Here is a 12,224-nt window from a genome sequence, read left to right as displayed (position 1 = left end):
CTGCCGCCTTTAGAGAATTCAAAGGAGAGATATGATGGAGTTCTCACGCCGTGAGACCCTGGCGATGGGCCTGGGCGCTGCCATGGTAACCGTGCTGCCGTTTCGTGTGAATGCGGCGGCGGATGACCGGATTGCCGCCTTTACCGGCGGTGCGGATATCGCCGAAGGCGGCGTCACCCTGACCGCGCCGGAAATCGCTGAAAACGGCAACACCGTTCCAGTGTCCGTTGCCGCCGAAGGCGCCACCGCGATAATGGTGCTGGCCACAGGCAACCCGACCCCGGGCGTGGCGACGTTCAATTTCGGCCCCGGTGCGGCGGCGCAATCGGCCTCGACCCGGATCCGTCTGGCAGGCACCCAGGATGTGGTTGCAATTGCTAAGATGGCCGACGGCACATTCACCAAGGCAAGCGCCACCGTCAAAGTGACCATCGGCGGCTGCGGCGGCTGAGGCTGCCCGCTCCCTGAACGGAATTCTTAAGGAGAATTAAAGACATGGCATCCGGTGTTAAACCCCGCGTCAAGGTCCCGAAGACAGCCGCCGCCGGTGAGGCGGTCACTATCAAGACCTTGATCAGCCACAAAATGGAAAGCGGCCAGCGCAAGGACAAGGAAGGCAACCTGATCCCGCGCTCGATCATCAACCGCTTCACCTGCGAATTCAACGGTGCAATGGTGCTGGACGTGGCGATGGAGCCTGCGATCTCGACCAACCCGTATTTTGAATTCGACGCTGTCGTGCCGGAAGCCGGTGAATTTGTCTTCACCTGGTATGACGACGACGGCGCCGTCTACGACACCAAGAAGAATATCGCCATCGGCTGATCCGTTCCGGATCTTCAGGCACGCGTCCTGTCCGGCACGTTCGGGCAGGGCAGGCACCCAAGGGAGGACAGGGAATGAACAAGAAGGCAATCACAGCAATTGCCGCCGTGCTGGCGCTGCCGATGGCCGCGAGCGCAGGCCCCGACGATGACACGCTGGTGATCAACGAAGAGATCGAGATGGTCACCAAGACCGCAGCGCCCGCGCATATCGCGGATGTGATCGATGAGGTGATGTCGGGCTGGCACTTCCGCAAGGATGAAACCCAGTCGCTGCAGATGGACGATTTCGAGAACCCGGCGATGATCTTTGTCGATCAGGCGATTGACACTTGGAACACTGTCGAGGGGTCCGAAGGCAAGTCCTGCGCGTCCTGCCATGATGATGCCGAGGACAGCATGGCCGGCGTGCGCGCGGTGTACCCCAAGTGGAACGAAGCCGCCGGCGAGGTCCGCACTCTGAACATGCAGATCAACGATTGCCGCGAAAACCAGATGGGTGCCGAGAAGTGGAAATACTCCGGCGGCAAGATGGCGGCGATGGAAGCGCTGATTTCCGTCCAGTCGCGCGGCATGCCGGTCAATGTGGCCATCGACGGCCCGGCCCAGTCTACCTGGGAGCAGGGCAAGGAGATGTATTACACCCGCACCGGCCAGCTGGAGCTGTCCTGCGCCAATTGCCATGAAGACAATTATGGCAACATGATCCGCGCCGACCATCTGAGCCAAGGCCAGATCAACGGCTTTCCGGTGTACCGCTTGAAAAACACCAAGCTGAACACGGCGCATGCGCGTTTCAAGGGCTGCATCCGTGACACCCGCGCCGAGACCTACAAGCCGGGTTCGGCGGATTTTGTCGCGCTGGAGCTGTATGTCGCATCGCGCGGCAACGGGCTGTCGGTCGAAGCACCTTCCGTCCGCAACTGATCTTTACGCCCCGTTCCTGAACCCAGGAGCGGGGCGTATTTCACTTTAAACATTCATTCGCGTGAATATATCACGCGGCACACAGGATACCGGTACTTATGATCTCGCGCCGTGATTTTATGCAGGTTTCCATGGCGGCATCGGCCATGGTGGGGGCGTCAGGCTTTGGCAATTGGGCGCGGCTGGCGGCGCAGCAGTCGCTGACGCAGGACCAGCTGTTGCAGTTCGACAGTTTTGGCAACATCAGCCTGATCCATGTGACTGATATTCATGGGCAATTGAAGCCGATCCATTTCCGCGAGCCGTCGGTCAATCTGGGCGTTGGCGCCAACAAGGGGCATGTGCCGCATATCACCGGCGCCGATTTCCGCAAGGCCTATGGTATCGCGGATGGCAGCCCCTCGGCCTATGCGCTGACCTATGATGATTTTGCCTCGCTGGCGCAGGGCTATGGCCGGGTTGGCGGGCTGGATCGGATGGCGACCATCATCAACGCGATTCGCGCCGACCGTCCCGATGCGCTGTTGTTCGATGGCGGCGACACCTGGCACGGCTCCTATACCTGTCACCACACGGCAGGCCAGGACATGGTCAATGTGATGAACGCGCTGAAGCCGGATGCGATGACCTTTCACTGGGAGTTCACGCTGGGGTCGGAGCGGGTCAATGAGATCGTCGAGGGACTGCCGTTTGCGGCCCTTGGCCAGAATATCTTTGATTCTGAATGGGACGAGCCGGCCGAGCTGTTCAAACCCTACAAGTTTTTTGAGCGCGGCGGCGCTAAGGTGGCGGTGATCGGCCAGGCCTTCCCCTATATGCCGATTGCCAATCCGGGCTGGATGTTCCCGGAGTATTCGTTCGGCATCCGTGACGAGAACATGCAGGCCATGGTGGATGAGGTCCGCGCTGCCGGTGCCGATCTGGTGGTGGTGCTCAGCCACAACGGTTTTGACGTGGACAAGAAGATGGCGGGCAAGGTGCAGGGCATCGACGTGATCCTGTCGGGCCACACCCATGATGCGCTGCCCGAGCCGGTGCTGGTAGGCAAGACCCATATCATCGCGTCGGGGTCGAACGGCAAATTCGTCTCCCGCGTCGATCTGGATGTGCGGGACGGCCAGCTGATGGGGCTGCGGCACAAACTGATCCCGGTGTTTTCCGATGTGATCGCGCCGGACCCAATGGTGGCGCAGCTGATTGACGCCGAACGCGCGCCCTATAAGGCGCAACTGGCGGAGGTGATCGGCAAGACTGATACGCTGCTGTATCGCCGCGGCAACTTCAACGGCACCTGGGATGACCTGATCTGCGACGCGCTGCTGAGCGAGCGGGAGGCGGATATCGCTATGTCGCCCGGTGTGCGCTGGGGGCCGTCGCTGGTGCCGGGCGACGACATCACCCGCGAGGATATCTGGAACGTGACCTCGATGTCATACGGCGCGGCGTACCGGTCCGAGATGACGGGCGAGTTCATCAAGGTGATCCTGGAAGATGTGGCCGACAACATCTTCAACCCCGATCCCTACTATCAGCAGGGCGGCGACATGGTGCGGATCGGCGGCATGGGCTACCGGATCGACATCACCAAGCCGCAGGGCGAGCGGATCACGGATATGACCTTGCTGAAGACCGGCGAGGCAATTGATCCGGCAAAGTCTTATGTGGTGGCCGGCTGGGCCAGCGTAAATGAAGGCACCGAGGGTCCGATGATCTGGGATGTGGTCGAGGATCATATCCGCAAGCTTGGCACCGTGAGCCTGAACCCGAATACCTCCGTGCAGGTGGCAGGCGCTTAACAGCGCCCGCCCCGGCGGGGATATGTAAAAAATTTTGCGCAGTTGAATTCACGAACGTGAATTTATCTATGTGAGGAGGCAAAGACAGATGAGTGATAACGCCAAGAGCCTGGCGCCCTCGCGCCGCCAGTTCCTGACCGGGGCGGCGGCTGCCGGGGCCGGGGCGGTGGCTGCAGGCGCTGCCAGGGCCGCAACACCGGATCCGCTGATTACCGAGGTGCAGGAGTGGGCCAGCGGCCTGGGTGAAGGCGTAGATGCCACGCCCTATGGCCTGCCGGTCCAGTTTGAGAGCGACGTGGTGCGCCGCAATGTGGAGTGGCTGACGGCGGACACCATCAGTTCGATCAATTTCACGCCGATCCATGCGCTGGACGGGACCATCACGCCGCAGGGCTGCGCGTTTGAGCGGCATCATTCGGGCGCGATTGAGCTGCGCAAGGAAGACTACCGGCTGATGATCAACGGGCTGGTCGAGACGCCGCTGGTGTTCACTTACGCGGATCTGGAGCGGTTCCCGCGCGAAAACCGCGTGTATTTCTGCGAATGTGCTGCGAATTCGGGCATGGAATGGGCGGGCGCGCAGCTGAACGGGGCGCAGTTCACCCATGGCATGATCCACAACATGGAATATTCCGGCGTGTCGCTGCGGACCTTGCTGGAAGAGGCCGGTGTCAGCCCCGAAGGAAAATGGGTCTATGTCGAAGGGGCGGATGCGTCCTCGAACGGGCGCTCAATCCCGTTGGAAAAGGCGATGGACGACGTGCTGGTGGCCTTCAAGGCCAATGGCGAGGCGCTGCGCAAGGAGCATGGCTATCCCGTGCGTCTGGTGGTGCCAGGTTGGGAAGGCAACATGTGGATCAAATGGCTGCGCCGGATCGAGGTGACGGATCAGCCGATTGAAAGCCGCGAGGAGACCTCAAAATACACTGATACGCTGGCCAATGGTGTCAGCCGCAAATGGACTTGGGAGATGGATGCGAAATCCGTTGTCACCAGCCCCAGCCCGCAAGCGCCGATCAAACATGGCACAGGACCGCTGGTGATCACCGGGCTGGCCTGGTCGGGGCGTGGGGCGATTACCGGCGTGGATGTGTCGGTTGATGGCGGCAAGACCTGGACAGAGGCACGGCTGGCTGCACCCGGCGCCGACAGGGCGCTGACGCGGTTCTATCTGGATACAAACTGGGATGGGGCGGAGATGCTGTTGCAGAGCCGGGCCAGGGATTCCAGCGGCTATGTGCAGCCCACCAAGGCGCAGCTGCGCGAGGTGCGGGGGCTGAATTCGATCTATCACAACAACGCCATTCAGACCTGGTGGGTCAAGGCAAACGGGGAGGCGGAAAATGTTGAAGTTTCCTAAGCTTGCGGCAGCAACCGCAGTCGTGGCGGCCTGTACGGCACCGGCCTATGCGGAGAAACTCGGCTTGGGCCGCCCGGCGCTGCCGGAAGAAATCGCGGCGTGGGACCTGGACGTTGCCCCCGACGGCACCGGCCTGCCCGCAGGATCGGGCGATGTGCTCACCGGCGAGGAGGTCTTTGCCGAGAAATGCGCCGTCTGCCATGGTGATTTTGCCGAAGGCGTCGGCAACTGGCCCAAGCTGGCCGGCGGGCAGGGCACATTGGACCACGACGACCCGCTGAAGACCGTGGGCAGCCATTGGCCGTATCTGTCGACCACCTGGGACTATGTGAACCGGTCAATGCCTTTTGGCGATGCACAGTCGCTGAGTGCGGATGAGGTCTATGCCATTGTGGCCTATATCCTTTACTCCAATGATCTGGTCGATGATGAGTTTGTGCTCTCGGACGGGACTTTCACGGATGTTGAGCTGCCGAATGCCGGCGGGTTCATTCTGGATGACCGGCAAGAGGCAGAGGCGCATTTCTGGAACCCGGAACCTTGCATGGAAAATTGCAAGGGCAGCGTGGAGATCACCATGCGGGCCATGGTGCTGGATGTGACGCCGGATGAGGACAGCGCCGAACCACGCGCCGCAGGTGAGGCAGAACAGGAAGCGGCTGCGGAACAGCCAGCGGAGGCTCCTGTTGAAGTGGCTGTGATTCCGGATCCGGAACTGGTCGCCAAAGGCGAGAAGACCTTTAAGAAGTGCAAGGCCTGCCATCAGGTCGGGGACGGTGCCAAGCCGAAGACCGGTCCGGTTCTGAACGGTATTATCGGCGCCCCGGCCGGCCATGCCGAAGGGTTCCGCTATTCCAAGGCAATGAAAACCGCAGCTGAAGACGGACTTGTGTGGGATGAAACGCAATTGGCGGCCTTTCTGGCCAAGCCGAAGAAATACATGAAGGGCACCAAGATGTCCTTTGCCGGGCTGAAGAAAGAGAGCGATATCGAAGCCGTGATCGCCTATTTGCAATCCTATTCGCAGTAACGGCTGCCCTGAAGAGCTGCAGCAGAGAGGGGCGCGGCTGGCGCCCCTCTCTTTAGTGTTCGCTGTACAAGGGGCATGTGCCCAGTAGCCGGGCCCCTTATGGGAGAGGCGGGAACACCAGGACCATTGCATCCGGGATGTCTTCAAGCCGGGCCTTCGGTGTTCGTTCTGCGGCAGGCCGGCGCAGGCTTTCGGGCAGATCCGCGCAGGTTTGCGGTGCCGCCTGACAAAGGATGACGGCGCGCCCAGTCAGCAGTTCAAGACGGTTTGCAAGACTGCTGGACATGTGCAGGCCGGCTTTGGCGGCAGAGGGGTAATTCAGAATGTCTCCGGTGACAAATACCGGCTTTGGGCTGACTGCGATGGCAGCAGCCATTGCGCGGGTTTCAACTTGCCAGTCGCGAAAGCGGGTGAATTGCACGGCAGTCTGCACAAGATAACTGGCGGCCACCAGCAGCACCGCATTGCGCGCCAGCCGGCCCGGCAAACCAGGCTTGCGGCTTAGCTCCTGTGCTGCCCTGACTATCATCACAGCATAGATGATCCAGGTGAAATGGAAGGCGCGGGCCGGGATGGTCACCCCCAGCTTGAGCACCTGAAGGGTCATCAGTGCCATGCCCGCCCATAAGGCAACCCAGATGTACAGGGTCTCCATCGGCTGCCGGCGCAACAGCACGGCAGTGGCCGCTGTCAGCATGCCGGCATGAAACAGCAGAACCGGGGCGGACTGAAAGCTCAGCTTGTCCAGGAGAACTGAAACCGTCGCCCGCAGCTGCGGCAGATGGGACCAGAACCCGGCCAGGTCATGCGCGGGGTCCGGGCTGCGCGCCGGAGCCAGCGGGATGCCGAATACCCCATGCACCTGCCAGTTCAACGCATAGACCGCCAGCACCGCACCTGCAAAGCTGAGCCCGAAAAGAACCACCAGCCCCGCAAGGTCACGAATAGAGCGCTGCTGCGTTCTGATCAGGCAGATCGCAAACAGGATGAGCGGAAAAGTTGTGTAGGCGGTAAAGGCCAGCAGGGTAAACGGCGGCAGCAGCAGCCGCAGCGTGGCTTGGCGCAGGGTGAGCGCAAGAAACCCGTAGAGCGCCAGCAATGCAAAGCCCGGAATGACGGTGCTGGACCAGCCTGCCATCAAAAAGACAGGCGGGGCCGGCAGCAGGGTGAGGGTGAGGGCAATGGTGAACCAGGTACGGTTATTGTCTCTGGTTGCCGTGGCTGCAATGGCGGCTGCGGTCAACGCCCACAGCACCTGGAACAGGACGAAGTTCAGCCAGGGCGGTGTTACTAGTCCGCGCAGATGCCACAGGTAATTCAGCCAGCGCCCTTCATGAAGGGTTTTCGGCCAGAACCCATCGGGCCTGGCCAGCAGAGCGGGGTAATCGTCAAACCGGACAATCGGATCCAGCAGATTTCCGGCGGACACGGCAAGTATAAGCGGCAGCGCCACACCGGCAGAGATACGGAACGCCCGGAGTCTGCCGGTGTCCAATTCCTGTATATGCGGCAGATGAAGGTGCGGAGAATGCGTCATGCGAAAATCCAAAAATGGTGCTGTGGCGCCATTGTTCTGCGCCCGGTGGTGCTGATTTCGAAAGTTGTGTTCAATGAATGACCTAGCGCGCGGCTTTGCCCTGGAAATTTTTCGGCAACCTGGTTACAGGAGAGCCGCCGCGTATATCCTGTTATGAGTTTTTGCCCTGAAGTTAAATCTCCCCAGGCGTGTTTTTCAGATATAGGGAGAATTCGGCAAATTTTAGGCGTATTGCGCTAACTCTCACAAACGGGCCAGAAGGTGCGGGGATGCATACTCCTGGCCAGGGGAGATGACCGCCGGCAGATAGCTGAGCCGGGAAATCTAGCTGCGCGGTGCAGAAAGCCGCAGCGCTGGCCGGTGGCCGGGCAAGACTGGCCGCCGGAGTCCGGGTATCAGCTCCAGCCTTTGCGGAAGAAATGCGGGGAGGCGCCGAATTTGCGTTTGAACTGGCGTGAGAAATGCGTGGCCGAATTGAAACCCGAGGCCAGCGCAATTTCGGTAACGCTCATCGAGGTTTCGTTCATCAGCGCAAAGGCGTGGCTGAGGCGCATGTCGAAATAGACATGCATCGGGCTTTGGTTCAGGTAGCGCGAGAACAGCCGCTCCAGCTGGCGGCGGGAAATATCCAGCCGGTCGCAAAGCTCGCGGATCGACAGCGGCTCCTCGATCGATTCCTGCATCAGCTGCAGCGCGTTCAGCAGGCGCTGGTTGCGGCTGCCGATGGCCACCGCATAGTTCGATTTCTGCGGTGCCGCCTGGCCGCCTGAGCGCACATGCAGGCACATGTCGGCGACAATGATCGCCAGCTGCTTGCCGTGGCGTTCCTCGATCAGGTGCAGCATCATGTCGGTGGCCGCATTGCCGCCGCCGCAGGTCATCAGCGGGCCGGAGATTTCAAAGATATTGGGCGAGGGGTCCAGGTTCGGGTAGCTTTCCAGGAAACCCGGCTGGTTTTCCCAGTGCAGCGTGAATTTGTGGTTCTTGATCAGCCCGGCCTGGGCCAGGGCAAAGGCACCAGTGCAGATGCCGCCGATGGAGCGGCCAAAGCGGCTTTCGCGGCGCAGCCAGTTCAGGGTGATCTCGCTGGCCGTATTTTGCGGCTCCACGCCGGCGCAGACAAAGCCCAGCGAATCCGAGGGCAGCGGCTGCAGCGGTGTGTCCGGCGTGATCACCATGCCATTGGAGCAATGCAGCGGCTGGCCGTCTTCGGTCATGATGTACCAGCGGTACAGCCGGGTGCCGGTCACCTGATTGGCAATGCGCAAAGGCTCGATGGCGGCGGCCACCGGCAGCATTGTTGCCTTGGGCAGCAGCAGGAAATAAAAGTCCTGCGGCTCGCCCTCAAAGGGAACGGCGAGATTGGCGGCGGCGCCTTTCTGAACGAAACTGTCATCAGCCATGGCGGAACCCCAGCACGGCACCCGGGATTTGGCCCCCCGGGTGGAATTCGGACTTGAGTTTGTTTCCTAAGGTGCTGCCGGGCGCCGCAGCCCGAGAATAGCGACAGCGTTCCAGCGGATTGCGACACGGTATGCAGCTTTGCGGCACCGTAAAATGGCCGCCGCCCCTTGCAGCTCAAAAGTGGCGATACTAAGACTCAGGTAACACACTGTCGGGTATGGTGCCGGACATAAACAACGCAGGCAGGTCGAAATGATTGATCCCAGAGAAACATACATGAATACCCTGGTCCCGATGGTGGTGGAGCAGACCAGCCGGGGCGAGCGGGCCTATGACATTTTTTCCCGCCTGCTGAAGGAGCGGATCATCTTTCTGAATGGTCCGGTGCATGACGGCATGAGTTCGCTGATCGTGGCGCAGCTGCTGCATCTTGAGGCGGAAAACCCGTCCAAGGAAATCTCGATGTACATCAACAGCCCCGGCGGCGTGGTGACGAGCGGCCTGTCGATCTATGACACCATGCAGTACATCAAGCCCAAGGTTTCGACCCTGGTGATCGGCCAGGCGGCCTCGATGGGGTCGCTGCTGCTGACCGCCGGCGAAAAAGGCATGCGGTTCAGCCTGCCCAATTCCCGGGTGATGGTGCACCAGCCCTCTGGCGGGTTCCAGGGCCAGGCGACAGACATCATGATCCACGCCGAGGAAACCCTGAAGCTGAAGAAGCGCCTGAACGAGATCTACGTCAAGCACACCGGCCAGGAATACGACAAGATCGTCGACGCGCTGGAGCGGGACAATTTCATGGCGCCGGAAGAAGCCAAAGAGTTCGGCCTGATCGATGAGATCGTCGAGAACCGCGCCAAAGGCGACGAAGAGCAGGCGTAACGCCTGGCGTTGTGAACAGCCGTGTGCCCCGTGTTTGAAATGGGGCGCACTTTCACATTGTGGCGGCCTAAGCACTCGCTTAAGCTGGCAGAAAGTTGAGTAGCCCCGCAGTGCGGGAGCAGCGGACCGGGCGGACTGAAAGGTAGACCATGGCGACGAATTCAGGCGGCGACAGCAAAAACACCCTCTATTGCAGCTTCTGCGGCAAGAGCCAGCATGAAGTGCGCAAGCTGATCGCAGGCCCCACCGTATTCATTTGCGATGAATGCGTTGAACTGTGCATGGATATCATCCGTGAAGAAACCAAGGCTTCCGGGCTGAAGGCCACCGACGGCGTGCCGACGCCCAAGGACATCTGCCAGGTTCTGGATGACTATGTGATCGGCCAGGCCACCGCCAAGCGGGTGCTGTCGGTTGCGGTGCACAATCACTACAAACGTTTGAACCACGCCCAAAAGGCCGGGTCGGACATTGAACTGGCGAAATCGAACATCCTGCTGATCGGCCCCACCGGCTGCGGCAAGACCTTGCTGGCGCAGACGCTGGCGCGGATCCTGGATGTGCCGTTCACCATGGCGGACGCCACCACGCTGACCGAGGCCGGTTATGTGGGCGAGGATGTCGAGAATATCATCCTGAAGCTGCTGCAATCGTCCGAATACAACGTCGAGCGCGCGCAGCGCGGCATCGTCTATATCGACGAGGTCGACAAGATCACCCGCAAGTCGGAAAACCCCTCGATCACCCGCGACGTATCGGGCGAGGGCGTGCAGCAGGCGCTTTTGAAACTGATGGAAGGCACCGTTGCCTCGGTGCCGCCGCAGGGCGGGCGCAAGCATCCGCAGCAGGAATTCCTGCAGGTCGACACCACCAACATCCTGTTCATCTGCGGCGGTGCTTTTGCCGGGCTGGACAAGATCATCTCGGCCCGCGGCAAAGGGTCTGCGATGGGCTTTGGCGCGGATGTGCGCGACAACGATGACCGCGGCGTCGGCGAAGTGTTCCAGGAGCTGGAGCCGGAAGATCTGCTGAAATTCGGGCTGATCCCGGAATTTGTCGGCCGACTGCCGGTGCTGGCAACGCTGGAAGATCTGGACGAAGACGCGCTGGTTATCATTCTGACCCAGCCCAAGAACGCTTTGGTCAAACAGTATCAGCGCCTGTTCGAGCTGGAAGACACCGAACTGGATTTTACCGACGAGGCGCTGAGTGCGATTGCCAAGAAAGCAATCGAACGCAAGACCGGTGCCCGCGGTTTGCGGTCGATCATGGAGGATATCCTGCTGGATACCATGTTCGATCTGCCGGGTATGGACAGCGTGACCAAGGTGGTTGTCAATGAGGAGGCGGTGACCTCGGATGCGCAGCCGCTGATGATCCATGCGGATGCCGAGAAAGAGCCGGCATCGGCCGGGTGAATTCATAGAGATTGAGACAAACGGCGCGGTCCTTTCCGCGCCGTTTGCTTTTGGGGGCGGGTTTGATAGGGGCGCTGCCCCCGCAGCGGGAGGCCGCTGCGCCCCCGGGATATTTCGGGCAAGAGGAAGGAGCAGGGCAGTGATCAAACGTATTTCTTCAGGCGGTGAGTTTGAGGCCAAGATCGGATATTGCCGCGCTGTTGTGGCTGGCGGCTTCGTGCATGTGGCCGGCACCGTCGGGCAGGGCGATGATGTGGTGGCACAGTGCAAGTCTGCGCTTGAAACCATTGGCGGTGCCTTGCAGAAGGCGGGCGCTGGCTTTGCCGATGTGGTGCGGGTGAACTATTATCTGCCGGATGCGGCGGAGTTCGAACCCTGCTGGCCGGTTCTGGCTGAGGTCTTTGGCGCCAACCCGCCTGCGGCGACAATGATCGAGTGCAACCTGATCGATCCCAAGTTCCGCATTGAGATTGAAGTGACGGCGCTGGCCCCAGCGGCAGGCTGATCCTGTCAGGTGCGGGAAACGCGCCTCAGGCAAAACTGCCAATTCCCGCCGTGACCCGTCCAGAGGGGTGCAAGCCACTGGACCTTGGCGGGAAATTGGGCCATATCAGAAATGGAAAAATCCGGAGGCACCGATGGGAATCCTGAACACTCTTCTGAGCGCTGTGACATGGTGGAACGGCGCCACCCTGAACACCCGGATGTTCACCGCCCGCAAGGGCATCAAGGTGGGCGAGGATGATCAGGGCAATGTGTTCTACCGCAATGCCGATGACAGCAAGCGCTGGGTGATGTTCAACGGCGAGGTCGAAGCCTCGCGCGTCAGCCCCGACTGGCACGGCTGGCTGCACCGTACCTTTGACGAGCTGCCCAGCGAGAAACCCTTGAAGCACAAGGCCTGGGAAAAGCCGCATCAGGAAAACCTGACCGGCACCATGATGGCCTATGCGCCGGCGGGCTCGATCCGTGCAGGCGGCGAACCCAAGGAACGCCGCGATTATGAGGCCTGGGTGCCCGAATAAAACATCTGCCAGAAGGCT

12 protein-coding genes are annotated in these 12,224 nt (G+C 60.7%); 10 read left to right on the top strand and 2 right to left on the bottom strand.

Annotated features, from left to right (window positions below; translation table 11 throughout):
* The first annotated feature begins 34 nt into the window (after positions 1 to 34).
* The 6 genes from soxY (at position 35) to K3557_RS09840 (ending at position 5,937) form a co-directional block, all read left to right on the top strand.
* Positions 35 to 451, top strand: a complete 417-nt coding sequence (gene soxY / locus K3557_RS09865; protein WP_259992620.1) for a thiosulfate oxidation carrier protein SoxY — start codon at positions 35 to 37, stop codon at positions 449 to 451.
* Between the two features lie 44 nt (positions 452 to 495).
* Positions 496 to 825 carry a thiosulfate oxidation carrier complex protein SoxZ gene (gene soxZ / locus K3557_RS09860; protein ID WP_259984786.1) on the top strand — a complete coding sequence of 110 codons (330 nt, stop codon included), beginning with the start codon at positions 496 to 498 and terminating at the stop codon, positions 823 to 825.
* A gap of 74 nt (positions 826 to 899) precedes the next feature.
* The gene (gene soxA, locus K3557_RS09855) at positions 900 to 1,751 is read left to right on the top strand and encodes a sulfur oxidation c-type cytochrome SoxA (protein ID WP_259999419.1); all 852 of its coding nucleotides are present in this window, start codon (positions 900 to 902) and stop codon (positions 1,749 to 1,751) included.
* Between the two features lie 98 nt (positions 1,752 to 1,849).
* The gene (gene soxB, locus K3557_RS09850) at positions 1,850 to 3,547 is read left to right on the top strand and encodes a thiosulfohydrolase SoxB (RefSeq protein WP_259999417.1); all 1,698 of its coding nucleotides are present in this window, start codon (positions 1,850 to 1,852) and stop codon (positions 3,545 to 3,547) included.
* Between the two features lie 88 nt (positions 3,548 to 3,635).
* Positions 3,636 to 4,907 (top strand): sulfite dehydrogenase, encoded by a 1,272-nt coding sequence (soxC, locus tag K3557_RS09845; RefSeq protein ID WP_259999415.1) that lies wholly within the window; start codon positions 3,636 to 3,638, stop codon positions 4,905 to 4,907.
* Complete coding sequence (locus K3557_RS09840; RefSeq protein WP_259999413.1) at positions 4,891 to 5,937, top strand: c-type cytochrome; 1,047 nt, start codon at positions 4,891 to 4,893, stop codon at positions 5,935 to 5,937. Before soxC ends, K3557_RS09840 begins: the two co-directional genes overlap by 17 nt.
* A 97-nt stretch (positions 5,938 to 6,034) precedes the next feature.
* Here K3557_RS09840 and K3557_RS09835 read toward each other — a convergent pair whose 3' ends face one another.
* Both K3557_RS09835 and K3557_RS09830 read right to left on the bottom strand, forming a co-directional pair.
* Positions 6,035 to 7,474: a hypothetical protein gene (locus K3557_RS09835; RefSeq protein WP_259999410.1), complete on the bottom strand. Its 1,440-nt coding sequence runs from the start codon at positions 7,472 to 7,474 to the stop codon at positions 6,035 to 6,037.
* A 395-nt stretch (positions 7,475 to 7,869) separates the two neighbouring features.
* The gene (locus K3557_RS09830) at positions 7,870 to 8,877 is read right to left on the bottom strand and encodes a GlxA family transcriptional regulator (RefSeq protein WP_259999408.1); all 1,008 of its coding nucleotides are present in this window, start codon (positions 8,875 to 8,877) and stop codon (positions 7,870 to 7,872) included.
* Positions 8,878 to 9,130: 253 nt separating this feature from the next.
* Here K3557_RS09830 and K3557_RS09825 point away from each other — a divergent pair, with 253 nt between their 5' ends.
* The 4 genes from K3557_RS09825 (at position 9,131) to K3557_RS09810 (ending at position 12,206) form a co-directional block, all read left to right on the top strand.
* The gene (locus K3557_RS09825; RefSeq protein ID WP_129370624.1) at positions 9,131 to 9,763 is read left to right on the top strand and encodes an ATP-dependent Clp protease proteolytic subunit; all 633 of its coding nucleotides are present in this window, start codon (positions 9,131 to 9,133) and stop codon (positions 9,761 to 9,763) included.
* 149 nt (positions 9,764 to 9,912) lie between these two features.
* On the top strand, positions 9,913 to 11,181 hold the full coding sequence (clpX, locus tag K3557_RS09820; RefSeq protein ID WP_129370625.1) for an ATP-dependent Clp protease ATP-binding subunit ClpX: 1,269 nt from the start codon (positions 9,913 to 9,915) through the stop codon (positions 11,179 to 11,181).
* A gap of 139 nt (positions 11,182 to 11,320) precedes the next feature.
* Entirely contained in the window at positions 11,321 to 11,686 is a 366-nt protein-coding gene (locus K3557_RS09815) for a RidA family protein (protein WP_259999407.1), read from the top strand.
* Between the two features lie 133 nt (positions 11,687 to 11,819).
* A complete protein-coding gene (locus K3557_RS09810; protein WP_129370627.1) occupies positions 11,820 to 12,206 on the top strand; it encodes an NADH:ubiquinone oxidoreductase subunit NDUFA12 in 387 nt (128 codons plus the stop codon).
* Positions 12,207 to 12,224 lie beyond the last annotated feature (18 nt).

It is taken from the genome of Leisingera sp. M523, assembly GCF_025141335.1.
Taxonomy (GTDB): Bacteria; Pseudomonadota; Alphaproteobacteria; order Rhodobacterales; family Rhodobacteraceae; genus Leisingera.
The sequence above is the reverse complement of the archived record's forward strand: the minus strand, read 5'-3'. Positions and strand labels throughout refer to the sequence as shown.